Source organism: Mycobacteriales bacterium, assembly GCA_035995165.1.
In the GTDB taxonomy this organism is placed as follows: Bacteria; Actinomycetota; Actinomycetes; order Mycobacteriales; family CADCTP01; genus CADCTP01.
Genome location: DASYKU010000152.1, coordinates 80957 through 101271, shown reverse-complemented (window position 1 = coordinate 101271; position 20315 = coordinate 80957). Strand labels below are relative to the sequence as shown.

Genomic DNA, 20315 nt, shown 5'->3' with positions numbered 1-20315 from the left:
GCCCGCCTACTTCTTGTTGCGGCGCTGGACCCGCGTGCGCTTCAGCAGCTTGCGGTGCTTCTTCTTCGCCATGCGCTTGCGGCGCTTCTTGATGACCGAACCCATACCCGCAGCCTACGGGACAGCGGGGCCCAGGCCTCAGCCGGCCTCGATGTAGGCATCCCGCAGGTAGTCGTGGACGGCCTTCTCCGGCACCCGGTACGACCGGCCGACCTGAACGGCAGCCAGCTCGCCGGAGTGCACCAGGCGATAGACGGTCATCTTCGACACACGCATGAGCGCGGCCACCTCGGCCACGGTCAGGAACCTGACCTGTGACAGCGATGCGTCGGGCGGTTGCGTAGACGACATGGTTCACCAGACCTCGGCACGTGTCGCGGCGCCGGCTTCCCCTCCGGCGACGACGGACACGCACGTGCTGAGTGGAGCGTAGCGGTACTCCTGTGACGGGTGCGATTCCCGGGGTCTATTCGCTGCGGAGCGCGACGACCGGATCGAGCCGTCCCGCGCGTCGCGCGGGCGCCACGCCGAAGAACACGCCGACGGCCGCCGACACGCCGAACGCGAGCGCGACCGACCACCAGGCCACCGCCGTCGGCAGCGGCGTGAGCTGACCGACGATCAGCGCCACGCCCACCCCGATGACGATCCCGATGACGCCGCCGAGGGTGGTCAGCAGCACGGCCTCCAGCAGGAACTGCGTCAGCACGTCCCGCTGCCGGGCCCCGACGGCCTTGCGCAGGCCGATCTCGCGGGTCCGTTCCCGCACGCTGACCAGCATGATGTTGGTGATCCCGACGCCGCCGACGAGCAGGCTGATCCCGGCGATCGCGGCCAGCACCAGCGTGAGCAGGCTGAGGATCCGGCCGACCACGCCGAGGATCTGCTCCTGGGTGACCGCGGAGAACTTCTCCCCCGGGTAGCGCTTCTCCAGCTCGGCCACGATCGAGTTGCCGAGATCGTTGATCGTGTCCCGGTCCGGCGCCTTGACCGCGATGCCGTCCACCCGGTCGGTGCCGAGCAGCCGCTGGGCCGCGGTGATCGGGATGTAGACGGTGAGGTCCGGATCGGCCCCGGCCAGCGCGCCCGCCCCGGTCTTCGCGGTCACCCCGATCACCCGGAACCGGACGCCGGCCACCGTGAGCTGCCGGCCGACCGCGTCCTGGCCCGGGAACAGCTGATCGGCGGCGGACGAGCCCAGCACCACCACCCGCCGCCGGGTGTCCACGTCGGAGCGGCTGAGGAAGTCGCCCCGGGCGAGCGGCCGGACGAACACCTCCGGCACCGTCTCGGTCACCCCCTGCACGGTCGCGAAGATCTCCGCGTCGCCCGCCCGCAACGTCTCGCCGCTGGTCACGGTCGCGGCCACCCGCTGCGGGCCGCCGGCCAGCCGGCCGATGTCGTCGACGTCGGCCAGCGTCAGCCGGGACGAGGTCGGCGAGCTGCCGAAGGAGATCTCGCCCGGGACGACCAGCAGCAGGTTGGAGCCCAGGCCCTCGACCTGGCCCTCGACGTACTGCTTGGCGCCGGTGCCGATGGCCACCAGCATCACCACCGCGGCCACGCCGATGATCACGCCGAGCATGGTGAGCAGGCTGCGCAGCCGGTTCGCCCGCAGCGCCGTGACCGCGACCCGCCAGGCCTCACCCAGTCTCATGGAGACCCGGCCTCATCGCGCTCCCACAGCTCGGCCTGGCCGTCCCGCATCCGCAGCTGACGACGGGCCCGGGCGGCGATCTCCAGGTCGTGGGTGACCACGACCAGCGCGACCCCGCGATCCCGGTTGAGCGCCTCCAGCAGGTCCATCACCTCGGCGCCGCGGACGCTGTCGAGGTTGCCGGTCGGCTCGTCGGCCAGGATCACCTGCGGGTCGCCGACCAGGGCCCGGGCGATCGCGACCCGCTGCTGCTCGCCGCCGGAGAGCTGGTTGGGGGTGTGGTCCAGGCGGTGCTGCATGCCGACCGCGGCCAGCGCCGTCTCGGCCCGGCGCCGCCGCTCGCCCCGCCGCACACCCCGGTAGACCAGCGGCATGGCCACGTTGTCGACCGCGGACGTGCGCGGCAGCAGCTGGAAGGCCTGGAAGACGAAGCCGATCGTCTCGTTCCGGGCGTGCGCCAGCTCGTCCTGGCTCAGCGTGGCCACGTCCCGGCCGCCGACCCGCAGGGTCCCGGCGGACGGCCGGTCGAGCGCGCCGAGCAGGTGCATCAGCGTCGACTTGCCCGAGCCGGACGGGCCCACCACGGCGACGTAGCCGCCCGGTTCCACCCGGAGCGAGACCCCCCGGAGAGCCTGCACGGAGCTGTCGCCCAGCTCGTACGTCCGGGTGACGTCGACCGCCTCGAGCGCGGCCTGCGGCTCGGTCCCGGTCAGGACAGCTCCTGCCCCTCCCGGACCTGGTCCGCGCCGCGGACGACAACCTGCTCGCCGACCCGCAGACCGGCCGTCACCGCGACCGCGTCCTCGCCCTGGGTGCCGACCGTGACGTTCCGGCGCCGGGCCGCCCTGCCCTCGACCACCCAGACCGCGTCCCGGTTGCCGTCCCGCACGATGGCGGCGGCGGGCACCGAGACCGCGTCCCTCGCCGTACGGACCTGGAGGTCGGCGACGGCGCTCATCCCCGGCCGCGGGGTCGGGGCGACGGTGCCGTCGGGCATGGTGCCGCCGGAGAGGGTCAGTCGGGCCCGGTAGCTGACGCCGCCGCGGGCGGACTGGGTCGGGGACAGCCCGACCGAGGCGACCGTCGCCCGGTACCGCGCGCCCGGGACCGCGTCCAGCTCGGCCTCGGCCCTGACCCCGGGCTTGACCAGGAAGACGTCGGTCTCGTCGACGTCGGCCTCCAGCGACAGGGTGGACACGTCGACGACGGTGGCCAGCGTCGTGCCGGCGGTGACCGGGGTGCCGGGGGTGAGCGGGCCCGTGGTCTGGACGCCGTCGCCGCCGGTCGGCACCGAGCCTCCACCCAGCGCCGACGCGGCCTGCTGCTGCTGGTCCGCGGGCAGCTGGGACAGCACGCCGGAGAGGTCCGTGCTGCTGCTGGCGGCTGCTGTGGTGCCGCCGAGCTGCACGGTCCCGGCGATCGGCGCGATCACGTCGAGCGCGTCGACCGCGTTCTGCGCGACCTGGACCGCGGTCCGGGCCTGCAGCCGCTGGGCCGAGGTGAGCGAGGCGATGGCCGAGTTCAGGTTGCCGATGCCGGAGTTGATCGCGCTGATCGCGGCCCGGGCCTGGGCGGCGGCCAGCTGGTACTGGTGCTCGGCGGTGGCGATCTGGGTCAGCGCGGTCGCCCTCAGCCGCGGGTCCGGGATCGCCGCCGCGGCCCGCCTGGCTGCGTCGAAGGCGCCCTGCGCGCTGGTGTCGGCCTGGGACTGGGCGCCGCCGGACAGCAGCGCGGGGCTCGTCGGCCCCGCAGAGTCGACCTGGGCGAGCGCGGACCGGGCCTGAGTCAGCCGGGAGTCGGTCTGCGGCGAGGAGATGTGCGCGATCAGCGCCCCGGCGCCGACCCGCTGGCCGTCCTTGACGAAGACCTGCTCCACGCTGCCGGCGGCCGGGGAGGTCAGCGTGGTCGTCGCCGCGGCCTGCACGGTCGCCGGCGCCTCGACCACCTCGCTCACCGTGGACCGGCCGACGGCGGCGATCTGGATGTCCGACGAGCTCCCGGTGCACCCGGTCAACAGCACGGCGCACCCGGCGACCGCCGCGGTGGCGCCCTTGCGCGGCAGCCTCACCGGCTCATCCTAATTGCCGGATTCTCCCCCCGCCCGCCGTCCCCTCAGCCCACCCACAGCCGTGTCACCTGGGCGCCTGGTGAGCCGTCCACACCGAGCCGTCCCACCAACGCCAATGGCTCGCAGAGTGTGGGTCCGGATACCAACCGGCCGGCGGACGGGTCGGCGGAGGCGGCTCCGGGGCGACCTCCCGGCGCACCGCCGTCGTCTCGGCCGGCACGCTGTTCCGGGCCGTCGCGCCGCTCGTCCTCGTCGCGGCCCACCTGACGGCCCGCTGAGCCAGGCTCACTCGTGCAGGCGGCCCAGCTCGGCCGAGCGGTCCCGGGCAGCCTCGATCGCGTCCAGCAGCGCCGCCCGGACGCCGTGCTTCTCCAGCTCGCGGATCGCGTTGATCGTCGTACCGGCGGGCGAGGTCACGGCCTCGCGCAGTTTGACCGGGTGCTCGCCGGCGTCCCGGAGCATCACGGCGGAGCCGAGCGCGGTCTGCACCAGCAGGTCCGCGGCCACCGCCCGCGGGATGCCGAGCAGGATGCCGGCGTCGATCATCGCCTCGACCAGGTAGTAGAAGTACGCCGGGCCGCTGCCGGACAGCGCGGTCACCGCGTCCTGCTGCGTCTCCGGCACCCGGACCACCTTGCCGACCGGGCGCAGCAGCTCCTCGGTCAGCGCGAGGTGCTTCTCGCTCGCGTGCTCGCCGGCCGAGATCGCGCTCATCGCCTCGTCGACCAGCACCGGGGTGTTGGTCATGACCCGGACCACCGGCACGCCCGGCGCCAGCCGCTTGGCGTAGAAGGAAGTCGGAATGCCGGCGGCCAGCGAGATCACCAGCGACTCCCGGGAGACGTGCGGCGCGACCTCCCCGACCAGCGCGTCGATGTCCTGCGGCTTCACCGTCACCATGAGCACGTCCGCGCCGGCCGCCTCGGCCGCCGGCACCGCCCGCACGCCGTGCCGCTCCTCCAGCTCCTTGGCCCGCTCGGCCCGCCGGACCACGACCACGACGTCCTCGGGCGCGCGCCCGGCCCGCAGCAGCCCGGACAGCAGGGCCTCGCCCAGCTTGCCCGCCCCCAGGACGGCCAGCCTGGTCACGACCGCGTCGCCAGCGCGCGCAGGAAGAAGGCCACGTTGGCCGGTCGCTCGGCCAGCCGGCGCATGAAGTAGCCGTACCAGTCCACGCCGTACGGGGTGTAGACGCGGACGGGGTGCCCGGCCGCGGCCAGCCGGAGCTGCTCCTGCGGCCGGATCCCGAACAGCATCTGGAACTCGTACGAGTCGAGGGTCCGGTCGTTCGCGGCCGCCCGGTCCTGCGCGATCGCGATCAGCCGGGGGTCGTGGGTGGCGACCATCGGCCGCCCGGGCCCGGCCATCAGCACCGACAGGCAGCGCACGTACGACTTGTCCACCTCGGCGCGGTCCCGGAGGGCCACGCTCGCGGGCTCCTCGTACGCGCCCTTGCAGAGGCGGACCCGGGAGCCGGCCGTGGCCAGGTCCCGGCAGTCGCCCTCGGTCCGCTTGAGGTGGGCCTGCAGGACCGCGCCGGTGGACGGGAAGTCCTTGCGGACCTCGGCCAGGATCCGCAGCGTCGAGTCGGTGGTGGTGTGGTCCTCCATGTCGAGCGTGACCGTGGTCCCGGCCCGCTCGGCCGCCGCGCAGATCAGGTGCGCGTGCTCCAGCGCGATCCGCTCGCCGTCCCCGGGCAGCGCCTGGCCGACCGCCGACAGCTTGACGCTGACCTCGGCCTCCGGGGTCAGCCCGTCGGCCGCCAGCCGGTCCAGCACGGACAGGTACGCCTTGGCCGCCGCGGCCGCCTGCTCCGGGTCGGCGGTGTCCTCGCCGAGATGGTCGAGGCTCACGGTCAGGCCGTCGGCGACCAGCGTCCGGGTGGCGGCGATCGCGTCGTCCTCGGCCGGGCCGGGCACGAACCGGTGCACCACGTTGCGGGTCAGCGGCGCGGTCTCGACCAGGTGCTCCACCCGGGAATTCCGGGATGCCGCGAGGATCAGCGAGCGCATGCGGGTCAGCCTACGGGCGCGGTGCTCGACACCAGATGCAGCCGGGTGAACGCGAGCGCCTCGGCCAGGTCGGCCTCCCGCTCCTCCCGGTCCGCGGCTCGCCGGGTGTTCACCTCGACCACCACCGAGCCGGCGAAGCCCTGGCCGGCGAGGTGCTCCAGCAGCTCGCCGCAGGGCTGGCTGCCGCGGCCGGGCACCAGGTGCTCGTCCTTGGCCAGGCCGGTGCCGTCGGCGATGTGCACGTGCGCGAGCCGGGTGCCCATCACGGCGGCCAGCTCCAGCGGCTCGCTGTGGCTGACCGCGGTGTGGCTCAGGTCCAGCGTGTACGCGCGGTGGGCGTCGATCGTCGGGTCCCAGTCCGGCGCGTACGCCGAGACCTCCCGGCCGCGGACCCGCAGCGGGAACATGTTCTCCACCGCGAACCGGACGTCGGTCTCGTCGGCCATCCGCTCGATGCCCTGCCGGAAGCCGCGGGCGTAGTCGCGCTGCCAGCGGAACGGCGGGTGCACCACGACGGTCTTCGCGCCCAGCTTGTCGGCGGCGGCCCGGGCCCGCTCCAGCTTGACCCAGGGCTCGGTGCCCCAGACCCGCTGGGTGATGAGCAGGCAGGGCGCGTGCACGGCCAGGATCGGCACCGCGTAGTGGTCCGACAGCTTCAGCAGCGCGTCCGGGTCCTGGCTGACCGGGTCGGTCCAGACCATGACCTCCACGCCGTCGTAGCCGAGGCGGGCGGCGATCTCGAACGCGGACGCGGTGGACTCCGGGTAGACCGACGCCGTCGACAGGCCGACCGTCGCCCGCGGCACGGTGACCGGGCGAGTGCTCACCGTCCCAGCGTAAGCGCGGGCTTGCTACGCAAGATGCTGCAGGGTGAAGGCGGCTGGGAGGACCGTCAGCACGGTCGCGACCCCGATCGTGACGATCGCGGTCATCAGGTCCAGATCGTGCCCATGACGACGCCGGAGCGTACGGGCGAGGACGAGCATGAGGATGCTCACGACGCCGACCGCGGGCACCGCGTAGAAGGGGTACGTCGACCAGAGCCGGTAGAAGCCGAGCCAGATTCCGAGGCCGGCTACCGCGCCGGTGAGCGTCTGGGCCAGGAAGATGCCCCACTGCAGGAGCAACGACGGTTCGTCGAAGTGCTCGTCGTGGGTGTGGTCCTCGTGGTCCTCGGCCTCGATCTCCGGGGCCGGTCGGGTCTCCGGGTCCAGCCGACTCTCCTGGGTCAGCCGACTCTCCTGGGCCAGCCGGGTCTCCGGAGACAGCCGGGTTTCCGGGGCCAGCCGGAAGGCGCTGCGGGCGCGGCGGGCGCCGGTGTCGGTGACCTCGTCCGGGTCCGGGGCCGGGCGCGGGGCCAGCGCGGTCGCGCCGACGGACTCGGCCAGGTCGGCGCGGGTCGCGCCGTACCGCGGCGCCTCTCCGCGGTCCTCCCGGGCCGCGCCGTACCGCGGCGCCTCCGCCCGCTCCTCCCGCGCCGCGCCGCCGTGTCGCGGCGCGTCTCCGCGGTCCTCCTGGGCCGCGCCGTACCGCGGCGCCTCCGCGCGGTCCTCCTGGGCTGCGCCGTACCGCGGCGCCTTAGCGCGGTCCTCCCGGGCCGCTCCGTACCGCGGCGCCTCCGCCCGGTCCTCGCGGGCCGCGCCGTACCGCGGCGCCTCTCCGCGGTCCTCGCGGGTCTCGCGGTCCTCGCGGGTCTCGCGGTCGTCGCGGCTCTGCTCGAGGCGACTGAACAGCGTGGTGTCGCCCGGGTCGGACCGGTAGCCGGACGGTTCGGCGAGGTCCGCGCGGGTCGCCCCGTACTGCGGCGGCTCCGACCCGGCCCGGGTCTCGGCCGGCCCACTCCGATACCGCGACCCGTTCAGATCCGACCGGGACCCAGTGAGATCCGACCGCGCACCCTGCGACGTTGCGAGGTCGGGGCGGACATCCTGCGGCTCCGCCCGGTCCGACCGCGCGCTCGAGCCGGCGGTCCGCGCGGCCCGCGGCTCGGCCCGGTCGGACCCGGGGCCGTCCAGGCCTGCCCTGGGCGCACCCGGACGGGACCGGGCGGCCAGGTCTCCCCGGGCCGCAGCCAGGTCAGGCCGGGGAGCAGCCGGGCCGGACCGGGAGGCGGCGGGATCGGGCCGGGACGCGGCGGCGTCGGAACGCGGGGCGGCGAGATCGGCGCGGCCTGCGCCGTAGCGCGAGGGCTCGGAGCCGCGCGACGCCTCGGCGGAGTCGGTGCGGTAGCGGGACGGGTCGGCCAGGTCGGCGCGGGTCGCGCCGGACCCGCGCGGCTCGGCGTACCGGAGCGGCTCGCGGCTGTCGGCCGGTCCGTAGCGGCTCGGCGGTGCACCGGTCTCCGGGACCGAGCGCAGCGGCGTCCGTGACCCAGCCCCGCCGAGCGGGAACGCGGCCGGCGGCGCGGAAGCCGGCGCCTCGGGCGGCAGCCCGACGTCCACCACCCGGTACGTCGAGTGGTCCCAGACCCCGGTGTCCTCGACCGAGCGAGGCGTGTACGGATGCGAGGTCGGCGGATCGGGCGGTGCCGGCGGTGCCGGCGGGGTGCCGTCAGCGGAACCCCGCGAGTGACGTCCCATGCCGCTCCCCATCCCCGTTCGGCCGACGGAAAGTGAATGACACTCCCTACCAGGCCCGGAGAGCAAATCAGGTGGCGTAGCGTGACCGCCGTGACCGTGGCGGTATCGCGTGAGGTGGGCCTGGACTTCGTCCGGGAGTGGGTCGAATTCGCCGACCCGGCCGACGAGGAGCACCGGATCCGGGCCGACCTGACCTGGTTGTGCTCGCGCTGGACCTGCATCTTCGGCCGCGGCTGCCGCGGCATCGACGCCGACCGCCCGGAGGACGGCTGCTGCTCGCACGGCGCCTTCTACTCCGACACCGCCGACGAGAAGCGGGTCAACCGGGCGTCGAAGGAGCTGACCGCGGCCGACTGGCAGTTCCACAAGATCGGCACCAAGAAGGGCATCACGGTCAAGGACAGCGTCGGCGACGACGACCAGCGCCGCCGGACCCGTACGGTCGACGGCGCCTGCCTGTTCCTCAACCGGCCCGGGTTCGCCGGCGGCGAGGGCTGCGCGCTGCACGCGCTGGCGCTGCGGACCGGCCGGCACCCGCTGGAGACCAAGCCGGACGTCTGCTGGCAGCTGCCGATCCGGCGCGAGCAGGACTGGGTCGAGCGCCCGGACGGCACCAAGGTGCTGGTCTCGACGGTGACCGAGTTCGACCGCCGGTCCTGGGGCGAGGGCGGCCACGACCTGCACTGGTGGTGCACGTCGTCACCGGACGCGCACATCGGCGGCGATCACCTCTACGTCTCCTACGGCCCGGAGCTGACCGCGCTCCTGGGCGAGGAGGCCTACGCCGAGCTCGCCCGCCTCTGCGAAGCCCGCGTCTCCACCGGCCTCATCGCCCCCCACCCCGCCGGCCCGAGCCGCTAGGCGACCCGCGCCCGCTTCGCCCAGAGGTAGAGCTCACACCCGAGGCACAGCCCGAACACGGAGTTGAGGAACGCCGCGATCAGCCCGAGGCCCGCGGAGATCTCGACCGCCCACGGCACCCCGGCCAGCGCCAGCGCGAGGCCGAGCCCGGTGACGACGAGCCCGACAGTCTGCGCGAACCGCGGCGGCCGCGCGTCCTCCCGCTCGCCCGGCGGACCGAGCCGGGGCCGGACCAGCGTCCGGTAGACCCACCCGTACGGCGCGGCGCCGACGCCCCGGAGCGCGCCGGTCGCGAACACGACGACCTGCACCGCCAGCACCCAGATGCTGCCGGTGAGCAGGGCGACCGCGAGCACCACCGCGGTGATCGCGGCGGCGAACCGGGGTCCGCGCGGGTCGATCATCGGACGCCAGCCTCGGCCAGCGCGGCCTCGATGTCGGCGGCGGCCGGCACGCCCGCGGCCCGGCGCACCACCCGGCCGGCCGGGTCGAGCACCAGCAGCGTCGGTGTCCGGCGAACCCCGAACCGGCGGACCAGGTCGTCCCGGACGGCCGCGTCGACCTCGACGTGCTCGACGCCCGGAATGCCGGCGGCCGAGGCGGCCAGCAGCCGGTGCGCGGCCCGGCAGGGCTGGCAGAAGTCGGTGGAGAACTGGACCAGCGTCGCCCGGGACCCGAGCGGCGCCCGCAGCGCCCCCTCGTCCAGCACCTCACCCGGCGCGGTGCTCCGCAGCCGCCCGTCCGTACGCCGCCGCCACACCCCGACCGCCCCCGCCGCCCCGACCGCCAGCGCCAGCACCACGACCCGCCACACCAAGTCCACGCCACTGAGACAACCCCTTCGCCCGCCGCATTCCCGACCGATCCGGTCGGGATACCGGTGGAGCCGGACGGGGAAGGAGTGCTGGCATGACTCGTACCGAGACCGCACTGCCGGAGGTGGTGGCGCCGGCGCAGTGGCGTGCCGCGCGCATCGAGTTGCTGGCGAAGGAGAAGGAGTTCACCAAGGCCAGGGACGCACTCGCGGCGGAGCGGCGCCGGCTGCCGATGGAGGAGGTGACCGCGGACTACGCGTTCACCGGCCCGGCCGGCGAGGTACGGCTGCCGGACCTGTTCGAGGGCCGGCGCCAGCTGCTGATCTACCACTTCATGTTCGACCCGGACTGGGACGAGGGCTGCCCGTCCTGCTCGTTCCTGGCCGACAACATCGGGCACCTGTCCCACCTGCACGCCCGCGACACGACGCTGGCTCTGGTGTCCCGCGCGCCCTACCCGAAGCTGGCCGCGTACCAGGAGCGGATGGGCTGGGTCGTCCCGTGGTATTCGTCGGCCGGCAGCGACTTCAACTACGACTTCCGGGTCACGTACGACCCGGCCAAGGGGTCGACCGAGTACAACTACCGGGACCGGGCCGACGCCCCGGACTGGCAGGGCTGGACCGGCGAGTCACCGGGGACCAGCGCGTTCCTGCGCGAGGGCGACCAGGTCTTCCACACGTACTCGTCCTACGCCCGCGGCGGCGACCTGATGATCGGCACGTACAACTGGCTGGACCTGACCGCGCTGGGACGGCAGGAGGGCTGGGAGCAGCCGCCGGGGCGGTCCGACAGCCCGGAGATCATGGGCTGGCTGCACCGGCACGACCAGTACTGACCTCAGGTCTCGAACTTGTAGCCCAGCCCGCGCACCGTCACCAGGTGCCGCGGGTTGGACGGGTCCGGCTCGATCTTCGCCCGCAGCCGCTTGACGTGGACGTCGAGCGTCTTGGTGTCGCCGACGTAGTCAGAGCCCCAGACCCGGTCGATGAGCTGGCCCCGGGTCAGCACCCGGCCGGCGTTGCGCAGCAGCAGCTCGAGCAGGTCGAACTCCTTCAGCGGCAGCGGCACGGTCCCGCCGTCGACGGTGACCACGTGCCGCTCGACGTCCATCCGGACCGGGCCGGCCTCGAGCGCCGCGGCCGCCGACTCCGGCTCGGCCTCGCCGCCGCGGCGGCGCAGCACCGCGCGGATCCGGGCCACCAGCTCCCGGGACGAGAACGGCTTGGTCACGTAGTCGTCCGCGCCGAGCTCCAGCCCGACGACCTTGTCGATCTCGGAGTCCCGCGCGGTCAGCATGATCACCGGGACGTTCGAGCGCTGTCGCAGGGTGCGACAGACCTCGGTGCCGGACAGCCCCGGCAGCATGAGGTCGAGCAGCACCAGGTCGGCGCCGGACCGGTCGAACTCGCTGAGCGCGTCCGGACCGGTGCCCGCCACCGCCACCTCGAAGCCCTCCCGGCGCAGCATGTACGACAAGGCGTCGGAGAACGACTCCTCGTCCTCCACCACGAGCACGCGCGTCACAGGTTTCCTCTCTCGTCGGGACCGCCGGCCGGTACGGACACCGGCGGCTCCTCGTCCTCAGTGGCCGGCTCCGCCCGGGAGCCGGCGACCGGCAGGCGCATCGTGAACGTGGAGCCGGAGCCCTCGACGCTCCACACGCTCACCCCGCCGCCGTGGTTGGTCGCGATGTGCTTGACGATGGCCAGCCCCAGCCCGGTGCCGCCGGTGGCCCGGGAGCGGGCCGGGTCGGAGCGGTAGAACCGCTCGAAGACCCGCTCCAGGTCGCGCTCGGCGATGCCGATGCCCTGGTCGCTGACGGAGATCTCGACGTGGCCGTCCCGGCGCCGGGTGCCGACCGCGATCCGCGTCCCCGCCGGGCTGTACGCGATCGCGTTGTCGACCAGGTTCACCAGCGCGGTGACCAGCTGGGACTCGTTGCCGCAGACGGTCAGCCGGCCCTGCCCGCCGGACACGACGACGATGCCGCCGGACTCGGCCGCGAGCCGGGTCCGGTCCAGCGCCTCGGAGACGACCTCGTCCACCTCGACCACGGCCGGGGACGGCAGCGGCTCGGCCCCCTGCAGCCGGGACAGCTCGATCAGCTCGGCCACCAGCCGGCCGAGCCGGGTGCCCTCGTGCTGCATCCGGCCGGCGAACCGGCGGATCGCCTCCGGGTCGTCGGCCGCGTCCTGGACCGCCTCGGCCAGCAGGGTCAGCGCGCCGACCGGGGTCTTCAGCTCGTGCGAGACATTGGCGACGAAGTCGCGCCGGACCGCCTCCAGCCGCCGGGTCTCGGTGACGTCGTCCAGCAGGAGCGCCACGTACCCGCTCTCGACCAGCGGGGCGACCCGGGCGCTGACCGCGATCGGCTCCCGCCCGAGCCGGCCGCGGGTGTCGACCACGCCGTACCGGGCCTCGCCGTCGCGGCGGGCGGCCCGGGCCAGCCGGCGCAGGTCCTCGACCACCACCCGACCGCCGCGGACCACGCCCATCTGCCGCGCGGCGGGATTGGCCAGCACCACCTCGTCGGCCGGGTCGAGCACGACCGCGGCCGTGCCCATGACCTCCAGCACCCGGCGGGCCAGCGTCGGCGGCACCGGGTCGGCCGGCCGGACCGGCGGGGTCGGGCCCGTGGCTGTGGAGCGCCGGCTGGTCAGGCTCAGCGCGACGAGAACGCCGACAGCCGCCCCGACCAGCAGGGCAGCAGCGACCGCCACGACCTCCACACCGACGATCGTACGGTCGTCCGGGAGTCGTTCCCGCCCTGCGAGAGGCCCGTACGGCCTGGTCGGCGGAGGAGTTCACCGAGCGTACGAGCGCGGTTCACCGCGCACCCGGCCGGGTAGCCCGGTCCCGACTACCCTCGGCCGCACAGCACGCCCACCAGAGCAGGAGGTGTCACGCATGCGGGAGACGTTCCACGGAGAGCTCGACCAGATCGGCCGGACCCTGGTCGAGATGAGCCAGGCGGTGGCGGTCGCGATGCGCGACGCCACCACCGCGTTGCTCGACGCCGACCTCACGACGGCCGAGAAGGTCATCTCCGAGGACGCGCACGTCGACAAGCTGCGGGACGACCTGGAGGCCCGGGCGTTCGACCTGCTGGCCCGGCAGCAGCCGGTCGCGATCGACCTGCGCACCGTGATCACCAGCCTCAAGGCGGTCGCCGACCTGGAGCGGATGGGCGACCTGGCCCTGCACGTGGCCAAGGTCGCGCGGATGCGCTACCCGGCCGCGGCCGTGCCGGACGACGTCCGCGGCACCATCCGGGAGATGGGCGACATCGCGCTGTCGATCGTGGACAAGACGACCCAGGTGCTGGAGGGCCAGGACATCGAGCTGGCCGAGCAGCTGGAGCGCGAGGACGACGCGATGGACGCGCTGCACCGACGGCTGTTCACCGCGCTGCTCGAGGACGACTGGGCGCACGGCATGGAGCCGGCCATCGACATCACGCTGATCGGCCGCTACTACGAGCGGTACGCCGACCACGCCGTCTCCGTCGCCCGCCAGGTGATCTTCCTGGTCACCGGCGAGCCGGCGCCGCTGCCGAGCTCGATCACCTCGGGCGCGACGGAGACGGCGCTCGGGGCCTAGCGACCCACCCGGCGCAGCGCGTCCGGGGTCAGGTCGGCGATCCGCGGGTAGCCGTCCACGGCCATGGTCAGGTCGGTCTCGGCCAGCAGGCTGCGCAGCACATGCTCGATCCCGGCCTGCCCGCCCGCCGCCAGCCCGTACGCGTAGGGCCGGCCGACGCCGACCGCGCTCGCGCCCAGCGCCAGCGCCTTGACCACGTGCGCGCCGCCGCGCACGCCGGAGTCGAACCAGACCGGGACGCCGCCCGCCGCCTCGACCACGCCGGGCAGGCACTCCAGCGCCGGCAGCCCGCCGTTGGCCTGCCGGCCGCCGTGGTTGGAGCAGTAGATGCCGTCCACCCCGGCGTCGACGGCCCGCCGGGCGTCGTCCGGGTGGCAGATGCCCTTGAGCAGCAGCGGCAGCGCGGTCAGGGAGCGCAGCCAGGGCAGGTCGGCCCAGGACAGCTGCGGGGTGCCGAAGATCGCGGCCCAGAGCTGGGTCGCCGCCTGCGGGTCGTCCTCGGGCGCGGCCGCCAGCCGGGACCGGAAGACCGGGTCGGTGAAGTAGTTGGCCAGGCAGAGCCCGCGCAGCTGCGGGAAGCTGGCCAGGGTCAGGTCCCGCGGCCGCCAGCCCAGGGTGAGCGTGTCCAGCGTGACGACGATCCCGGCGTACCCGGCGGCCTCGGACCGGTGTACGAAGCTCTCGGTCAGCTCCCGGTCGTCGGGCGGGTAGAGCTGGAAGAAGCCGGGGGTGTCGCCGAGCGCGGCGGCCACGTCCTCCAGCGGGTCCTGCATGAGGGTCGAGGCCACCATCGGCACCCCGGTGGCCGCGGCGGCCCGGGCGGTGGCCAGGTCGCCGTGCCCGTCCGGGTCGCAGAGCCCGATCACCCCGACCGGGGCCAGCAGCAACGGCGTCGGCAGCCGGTGCCCGAACAGCTCCACCGACAGGTCCCGCTCGGCCGCGCCGACCAGCATCCGGGGCATCAGCCCCCACCAGTCGAACGCCTCGACGTTGACGTCCTGGGTCCGCTCGTCCCCGGCCCCGCCGGCCACGTACGACCAGAGCTCCGGCGACAGCGCCGCCTCCGCCCGCCGGGCCAGCTCGGGCCAGGACATCGGCAGCTCCGGCCGGATCCCGGCCAGCCCGGCGAAGTACGTCTCCAGCTGCCAGTCGCCGTAGTTGGGCACCGGCGGGCTACCGGCCCTGGTTCTTCACGGCCTCGATCGACTCGGCCGCCGCGTCCGGGTCGAGGTAGGTGCCGCCGGTGGTGACCGGCTTCATCGCGTCGTCCAGCTCGTACAGCAGCGGGATGCCGGTGGGGATGTTGAGCCCGACCACGGCCTCGTCCGACAGGCCGTCGAGGTGCTTGACCAGCGCCCGCAGCGAGTTGCCGTGCGCGGCCACCACGACCGGCCGGCCCAGCCGCAGGTCCGGCACCAGCGCGTCGTACCAGTACGGCAGCATCCGGGTGACGACGTCGGCCAGGCACTCGGTGCGCGGCATGGTCTCCAGCAGGTCGGCGTAGCGCGGGTCGCCGGCCTGGGACCACTCGTTGTCGTCGTCCAACGGCGGCGGGGGCTCGTCGTACGAGCGGCGCCAGCGCATGAACTGCTCGTCGCCGTACTTCTCCCGGGTCGCGGCCTTGTCCAGGCCCTGCAGCGCGCCGTAGTGCCGCTCGTTGAGCCGCCAGTGCCGCCTGACCGGGATCCAGGACCGGTCGGCCGCGTCCAGGGCCAGCTCCGCGGTCCGGATCGCCCGGCGCAGCAAGGAGGTGTGCACCACCGCGGGCGCCAGGCCGGCGTCGCGGACGAGCTCGCCGGCGTGCCGGGCCTCGGCCATCCCCTTGTCCGACAGGCCCACGTCGACCCAGCCGGTGAACAGGTTCTTCGCGTTCCACTCGCTCTCGCCGTGCCGCAGCAGCACCAGGGTCGCCGTCACGGTGCCAGCCTATTCGCGGGTCAGCTCGGTGAGAGCAGTGAGGGTGCGCCAGTTGCGGGCGGTCGCGTGCACGCCCAGCTTCTTCAGCGCCCGGTCGACGTTCGGCCGGCCGGTCGCGTCGTGCCAGTCGATGACCACCTCCTCGCCCCGGTGCGCGACCCGGATCGGGGCGTAGTCGCCGGCCAGGAACGTCTCGACCAGCTCGGCCTCGGGCGCCCCGGACAGGTGCAGGACCGCGACCAGCTTCGGGTGGTCGGCCGCCGCGTCCGGGAACGGGTTCCAGTCCAGCACCGCGGCCAGCTGCCGCCCGGTCCGCATCATCACCGGGGTGTCGACCTCGAAGTGCTCGCCGATCAGGTCGTGCACGGCCTGTCCGACCTTGGCCGGGGAGCGCATCGTCGAGTCGAGCACCACGTTGCCGCTGTTCACGTACGTCTTCACGCCGGTGAAGCCGGCGTCGGTCAGCACCGTCCGGAGCTTCGGCATCGAGACCTTGTTGTGGGCCCCGAGGTTCACCGCGCGCAGCAACGCCACCCAGGTCGGCATGGGCGGCAGACTACGGCGCGGCCCCGCGCAGCACGGTGTCGACCAGCTCGGCCAGCTGGTCGTCGGACAGCCGGCCGCGTCGCAGCCGGATCCGCGAGGTCACCGGCGAGATGAGCAGATCCACCAGCAGGTCCAGATCGGCGCCGGGCCGGACCAGCCCCTCCGCGACCGCGCGCCGCAGGATCCCGGCCAGGTACTCGCGGCGCGGTCGCACGCTCTGCCGCCAGACGTCCGCGACCAGCTCCGGGTACTCGTCGGCGTCGACGAGCAGCCGGTTCATCAGCCGGGTCCACCGCCCGGACCGGTCCTCGTACGCGGTGGAGCGCAGGAAGTGCAGCAGGTCGCCCCGCACCGAGTCCCCCGGCGCGGCCTCGGCCGGGGCCTTGAGCCCGCTCACCACCGCGACGAGCAGCTCCTCCCGGGTCGGCCAGCGCCGGTAGACGGTCGTCTTGGCCACCCCGGCCCGGGCCGCGACCGCCTCCACGCTGAACCCGCCGATGCCGCGCTCGGACAGCAGCTCGGCGGCCGCCTCCCGGATCGCCTGCTCGGCCTCGGCGCTGCGCGGGCGGCCGCGGACCGGCGCGGTCATCGCGCGCCCGCCACCTCGACCGGCTCGGGCGACCCGGCCTCGCCACGCGACCCGGCGCCGGAGCCGACCGGGACAGCCAGCTCGCTCTGACCGGTCTCGACCGACCCACCGCTGGCCCGGCGGCCGGGCAGGAACAGCCAGACCACCGCCGAGCCGAGCAGCACCGCGGCCACCGCGCACAGCGCGGTCACGTGCATGGCGTGCACGAACGCCTCGTTCGCGGCCTGCTGCAGCGCGCCGGCCCGCGGCCCGGCCGATCCGAGCGCGGCCAGCGTGCCGCCGATCGACTCGGCCGCGTCCGTGCGCAGCGCCGACGGCAGCACGTTCACCGCGGAGCCGAGCCCGTCCCGGTAGACCGTGGACAGCACCGAGCCCAGGATCGCGACCCCGAGCGCGCCGCCGACCTGCCGGATCGTGTTGTTCACGGCCGAGCCGGCGCCGGACTTCGAGCGCGGGATCGCGCCCATCACCGCGTTGGTCGCCGGCGCCATCACGTTGCCCATGCCCAGGCCCTGGACCACCAGGATCAGCTCGACGAACCAGAGCGGCGAGTCGGCGGTGATCTGCGTCTGCAGCGCGAAGCCGATGGCGACCACGATCATCGCGGTCCCGACCAGCACCCGGGTGCCGAACCGGCGGGCCAGCTTCGAGCTCTGCGGCGCGGTGAACACGATCGCCGCCGCCACCGCGACCAGGCAGAGCCCGGCGTCGAACGGCGAGTAGCCGCGGACCGCCTGCAGGTAGAAGGAGAAGTAGAACGTCACGCCCATCAGCGCGAAGAACACCAGGCCGATGGCGGTGGTGGCCGCGGACAGCTGCGGGTTGCGGAACAGCGTGATGTCCAGCGACGGGTGGCTGCTGCGCCGCTCCAGCAGGACGAAGGCGGTCAGCAGGGCCAGGCCGGCGACGATCGGACCGAGCACCAGCGCGCTGCCCCAGTCGTTCTGCTGGCCGCCGCGGATGATGCCGTAGACCAGCGCGACCAGCCCGGCGATCGACAGCAGCACGCCGGGCGGGTCGATCCTGCTCGGGCTGGGGTCCTTGGAGTCCGGCACGATCAGCGCCACCAGCACGATGCCGACGATCACCACCGGCACGTTGATGAGGAAGACCGAGCCCCACCAGAAGTGCTCCAGCAGGAAACCGCCGGTGATCGGGCCGAGCGCGATCGCGACGCCGCTGAAGCCGGCCCAGATGCCGATGGCCTTGCCGCGCTCGTGCGGCTCGAAGACGTTCGTGATGATCGAGAGCGTCTGCGGCAGCACCGCGGCGCCGCCTATCCCCATCAGCGCCCGGAACGCGATGAGCTGGCCGGTGTTCTGCGAGAACGCGGCCAGCACGGACATCAGCCCGAAGATCCCGAGTCCGAGCAGCAGGGCCTTCTTGCGCCCGTGCCGGTCACCGAGGATCCCCCAGGTGAACAACAGGCCGGCGAACACCAGGACGTAGGAGTTCACCGCCCACTCGACATCGGCCTGGGACGCGTGCAGGTCCTCCTGGATGGTCTTCAGCGCCACGTTGAGGATCGTGTTGTCGAGGATCACCACCAGCAGGCTGATCACCAGCACGCCGAGGATCCACCAGCGCCTTGCCTGCACCGTCTCTCTATCCACGTGGGCAGACGGTACGAGCCGTTTTTTCGATACGCAACCGGATCGTATCGAAAGTGTCAGACGCCACTGTCGGGGTCGGCGAACCGGGCGAACGCCCGCAGGTTGGCCAGCGACTCGCCGCGCTTGACCCGCCAGGCCCACTCGCGCTTGATCGAGTCGCCGAAGCCGAGCTTGAGCATCGTGTCGAAGTTCTCGTCCGCGTACGTGAGCACGGCGCCGAGCAGCCGGTCGAGCTCGTCCGGCGTCACCGCGGCCAGCGGCAGCCGGCCGACCAGGTAGACGTCGCCGTCGCGGTCCAGGGAGAAGGCCACGCCGTACATCCGGCTGTTGCGTTGGAGCAGAAAGTCGTACAGCTCGGCCTGGTTCTCGTCGGCGTGGCGCATCACGAACGCCTCGACCAGCAGCGCGTGGTCGCCGGCGATGAGCCAGCAGGGCGTGGCCAGCCGGTGCGTGCCGGGCAGCGTGACCAGGTACGACCCCTCGCCGGTCCGCTGGAACTCCAGCTCCCGGTCGGTGAGCGTGTCGGCGATGACCTGGTCGAGCTCGGCGCGCGTCATGGTCCCCCCACCGCGGTGGCGAGCCGGTAGGCGGCGCCACGGTCCGCGAGGGCGCCACGATAGGCGACCAGCAGGCCCTCGGCCGTGCGCTGCCAGGAGAACCGCTCCGCGTGCATACGGGCGGCGCCGGCCATCGCGACCCGCAGGCCCGGGGCGGCGACCAGCCGGTCGATCGCGGCGGCGAAGTCGGCCGGCCGGCGGGAGTCGACCAGCAGGCCCGAGACCCCGTCCCGGACCGCGGTCGGCAGGCCGCCGACCGCGCTCGCGACGACCGGGGTGCCGCAGGCCTGGGACTCCAGCGCGACCAGGCCGAAGGACTCGCTGTGGCTGGGAACGACGGTCACGTCGGCGGCCCGGTACCAGTCCGCCAGCTGCTCCGCGCCGGCCGGCGGCTCGAACCGGACCAGGTCGGTGATGCCGAGCCGCGCGGCCAGCTTGTGCAGGGCCTCGGGGCGGTCGAGCCCGGACCCGCTCGGCCCGCCGACCACCGCCACCTGCAGCCGGTGCCGCAGCTCCGGCTGCCGCTCGAGCAGCTCCGGGACGGCCCGGAGCAGCAGGTCGGGCGCCTTGAGCGGCTGGATGCGCCCGACGAACAGCAGCAGCACCGCGTCCGGGGGCACGCCCAGGCGGGTCCGCGCGGCGGACGCGTCGGCCATCCGGAACAGCTCCAGGTCGACCCCGGGCGGCACCGTGACGACCTGGTCGTCGCGGGCGCCGTAGAGCGACTGCAGCTGGTGGGCCTCGTCGGCGGTGGAGGCGACCAGCCGGTCGGCCTCGGCCACCACCCGGTCCTCGCCGATCAGCCGGGCCAGCGGCTCGGGCGCGTCGCCGTCGGCCAGCGAGGCGTTCTTGACCTTGCCCAGGGTGTGCGCGGAGTGCACCAGGGGCACCGCCCAGCGGGACCCGGCCACCCGTCCGACCTGGCCGGACAGCCAGTAGTGGGAGTGCACCAGGTCGTAGAAGCCGGGGTCGTGGCGGGCCTCGACCCGCAGCACCTCGGAGGTGAACGTGCAGAGCTGGGCCGGCAGGTCGACCTTGTCCAGCCCCTCGTACGGGCCGGCGACGACGTGCCGGACCAGGACGCCCGGCGCGACCTCGACCACCGGCGGCAGCGTGCTGGAGGTGGCCCGGGTGAACACGTCCACGGCCACGCCCATCTCGGCCAGGCGCCGGGAGACCTCGAGCACGTAGACGTTCATGCCGCCGGCGTCGCCGGTGCCGGGCTGGTCCAGCGGCGAGGTGTGCACCGACAGCGTGGCGACCCGCCGGGGACGAGAACGCGAGAACGGAACCACCGCACGGCCCACCGGCACAGCCACCTCCGCCTGTCCACTCTCAACGGGCGCAGTACGCCCGGAAGAGGCCAACAGCGCGGCCGCCCGAAATCTGCCCGACCCGCTCCGAACGAGAGTCGAGTCACCCGGCCGGGGTGCCCTACGGCCAGATCAGCAGCGGGTTGGCGGGCCCGGCCGGGTGCCGTCGGTGGCCCGGAGGTTCT

Annotated in this window: 23 protein-coding genes; 3 read left to right on the top strand and 20 right to left on the bottom strand. The window is 74.0% G+C overall.

The window, feature by feature from the left end; genetic code table 11:
• Nucleotides 1-6 precede the first annotated feature (6 nt).
• The 9 genes from VGP36_25195 to VGP36_25155 form a co-directional block, all read right to left on the bottom strand.
• Entirely contained in the window at nucleotides 7-105 is a 99-nt protein-coding gene (locus VGP36_25195; GenBank protein HEV7658011.1) for an AURKAIP1/COX24 domain-containing protein, read from the bottom strand.
• A 33-nt stretch (nucleotides 106-138) separates the two neighbouring features.
• On the bottom strand, nucleotides 139-351 hold the full coding sequence (locus VGP36_25190) for a helix-turn-helix domain-containing protein (protein ID HEV7658010.1): 213 nt from the start codon (nucleotides 349-351) through the stop codon (nucleotides 139-141).
• A gap of 115 nt (nucleotides 352-466) precedes the next feature.
• Entirely contained in the window at nucleotides 467-1657 is a 1191-nt protein-coding gene (locus VGP36_25185; protein HEV7658009.1) for an ABC transporter permease, read from the bottom strand.
• Nucleotides 1654-2295 carry an ABC transporter ATP-binding protein gene (locus VGP36_25180; GenBank protein HEV7658008.1) on the bottom strand — a complete coding sequence of 214 codons (642 nt, stop codon included), beginning with the start codon at nucleotides 2293-2295 and terminating at the stop codon, nucleotides 1654-1656. The genes VGP36_25185 and VGP36_25180 overlap by 4 nt, the downstream gene beginning before the upstream one ends.
• A gap of 71 nt (nucleotides 2296-2366) precedes the next feature.
• Nucleotides 2367-3725 (bottom strand): efflux RND transporter periplasmic adaptor subunit, encoded by a 1359-nt coding sequence (locus tag VGP36_25175; protein ID HEV7658007.1) that lies wholly within the window; start codon nucleotides 3723-3725, stop codon nucleotides 2367-2369.
• 285 nt (nucleotides 3726-4010) lie between these two features.
• The gene (gene proC / locus VGP36_25170; protein ID HEV7658006.1) at nucleotides 4011-4814 is read right to left on the bottom strand and encodes a pyrroline-5-carboxylate reductase; all 804 of its coding nucleotides are present in this window, start codon (nucleotides 4812-4814) and stop codon (nucleotides 4011-4013) included.
• Complete coding sequence (locus VGP36_25165; protein HEV7658005.1) at nucleotides 4811-5737, bottom strand: proline dehydrogenase family protein; 927 nt, start codon at nucleotides 5735-5737, stop codon at nucleotides 4811-4813. The genes proC and VGP36_25165 overlap by 4 nt, the downstream gene beginning before the upstream one ends.
• Nucleotides 5738-5742: 5 nt before the next feature.
• On the bottom strand, nucleotides 5743-6543 hold the full coding sequence (locus tag VGP36_25160) for a sugar phosphate isomerase/epimerase (protein ID HEV7658004.1): 801 nt from the start codon (nucleotides 6541-6543) through the stop codon (nucleotides 5743-5745).
• Nucleotides 6544-6588: 45 nt separating this feature from the next.
• Complete coding sequence (locus VGP36_25155; GenBank protein HEV7658003.1) at nucleotides 6589-8316, bottom strand: hypothetical protein; 1728 nt, start codon at nucleotides 8314-8316, stop codon at nucleotides 6589-6591.
• Between the two features lie 96 nt (nucleotides 8317-8412).
• Between VGP36_25155 and VGP36_25150 the strand changes: the two genes are divergently transcribed.
• Entirely contained in the window at nucleotides 8413-9177 is a 765-nt protein-coding gene (locus VGP36_25150) for a hypothetical protein (GenBank protein HEV7658002.1), read from the top strand.
• Here VGP36_25150 and VGP36_25145 read toward each other — a convergent pair.
• Both VGP36_25145 and VGP36_25140 read right to left on the bottom strand, forming a co-directional pair.
• On the bottom strand, nucleotides 9174-9581 hold the full coding sequence (locus tag VGP36_25145; GenBank protein ID HEV7658001.1) for a DUF4395 domain-containing protein: 408 nt from the start codon (nucleotides 9579-9581) through the stop codon (nucleotides 9174-9176). The two genes, VGP36_25150 and VGP36_25145, sit on opposite strands and share 4 nt — an antisense overlap.
• Entirely contained in the window at nucleotides 9578-10000 is a 423-nt protein-coding gene (locus VGP36_25140; protein HEV7658000.1) for a thioredoxin family protein, read from the bottom strand. Before VGP36_25140 ends, VGP36_25145 begins: the two co-directional genes overlap by 4 nt.
• An 86-nt stretch (nucleotides 10001-10086) precedes the next feature.
• Here VGP36_25140 and VGP36_25135 point away from each other — a divergent pair, with 86 nt between their 5' ends.
• Nucleotides 10087-10830 carry a DUF899 domain-containing protein gene (locus tag VGP36_25135; GenBank protein HEV7657999.1) on the top strand — a complete coding sequence of 248 codons (744 nt, stop codon included), beginning with the start codon at nucleotides 10087-10089 and terminating at the stop codon, nucleotides 10828-10830.
• Between the two features lie 2 nt (nucleotides 10831-10832).
• Here the strand turns inward: VGP36_25135 and VGP36_25130 are convergent, their stop codons facing one another.
• Nucleotides 10833-11519 (bottom strand): response regulator transcription factor, encoded by a 687-nt coding sequence (locus VGP36_25130; protein ID HEV7657998.1) that lies wholly within the window; start codon nucleotides 11517-11519, stop codon nucleotides 10833-10835.
• Nucleotides 11516-12724 carry an ATP-binding protein gene (locus tag VGP36_25125; GenBank protein ID HEV7657997.1) on the bottom strand — a complete coding sequence of 403 codons (1209 nt, stop codon included), beginning with the start codon at nucleotides 12722-12724 and terminating at the stop codon, nucleotides 11516-11518. The genes VGP36_25130 and VGP36_25125 overlap by 4 nt, the downstream gene beginning before the upstream one ends.
• Before the next feature lie 178 nt (nucleotides 12725-12902).
• On the opposite strand from VGP36_25125, the gene phoU reads away from it, so the two are divergent.
• The gene (gene phoU, locus VGP36_25120; protein ID HEV7657996.1) at nucleotides 12903-13595 is read left to right on the top strand and encodes a phosphate signaling complex protein PhoU; all 693 of its coding nucleotides are present in this window, start codon (nucleotides 12903-12905) and stop codon (nucleotides 13593-13595) included.
• Here phoU and VGP36_25115 read toward each other — a convergent pair.
• From VGP36_25115 to mshA, 7 genes are read right to left on the bottom strand one after another with little or no spacing between them, the layout of a single operon-like run.
• The gene (locus VGP36_25115) at nucleotides 13592-14761 is read right to left on the bottom strand and encodes an alpha-hydroxy-acid oxidizing protein (GenBank protein HEV7657995.1); all 1170 of its coding nucleotides are present in this window, start codon (nucleotides 14759-14761) and stop codon (nucleotides 13592-13594) included. The two genes, phoU and VGP36_25115, sit on opposite strands and share 4 nt — an antisense overlap.
• A gap of 7 nt (nucleotides 14762-14768) precedes the next feature.
• Nucleotides 14769-15512 (bottom strand): phosphoglyceromutase, encoded by a 744-nt coding sequence (locus VGP36_25110; protein ID HEV7657994.1) that lies wholly within the window; start codon nucleotides 15510-15512, stop codon nucleotides 14769-14771.
• A gap of 9 nt (nucleotides 15513-15521) precedes the next feature.
• Nucleotides 15522-16058: a DUF1697 domain-containing protein gene (locus VGP36_25105; GenBank protein ID HEV7657993.1), complete on the bottom strand. Its 537-nt coding sequence runs from the start codon at nucleotides 16056-16058 to the stop codon at nucleotides 15522-15524.
• A gap of 10 nt (nucleotides 16059-16068) precedes the next feature.
• Entirely contained in the window at nucleotides 16069-16647 is a 579-nt protein-coding gene (locus VGP36_25100; GenBank protein HEV7657992.1) for a TetR/AcrR family transcriptional regulator, read from the bottom strand.
• Complete coding sequence (locus VGP36_25095; protein HEV7657991.1) at nucleotides 16644-18260, bottom strand: DHA2 family efflux MFS transporter permease subunit; 1617 nt, start codon at nucleotides 18258-18260, stop codon at nucleotides 16644-16646. Before VGP36_25095 ends, VGP36_25100 begins: the two co-directional genes overlap by 4 nt.
• Nucleotides 18261-18316: 56 nt before the next feature.
• Complete coding sequence (locus tag VGP36_25090) at nucleotides 18317-18817, bottom strand: YbjN domain-containing protein (GenBank protein ID HEV7657990.1); 501 nt, start codon at nucleotides 18815-18817, stop codon at nucleotides 18317-18319.
• Nucleotides 18814-20112: a D-inositol-3-phosphate glycosyltransferase gene (mshA, locus tag VGP36_25085; GenBank protein ID HEV7657989.1), complete on the bottom strand. Its 1299-nt coding sequence runs from the start codon at nucleotides 20110-20112 to the stop codon at nucleotides 18814-18816. The genes VGP36_25090 and mshA overlap by 4 nt, the downstream gene beginning before the upstream one ends.
• Nucleotides 20113-20315 lie beyond the last annotated feature (203 nt).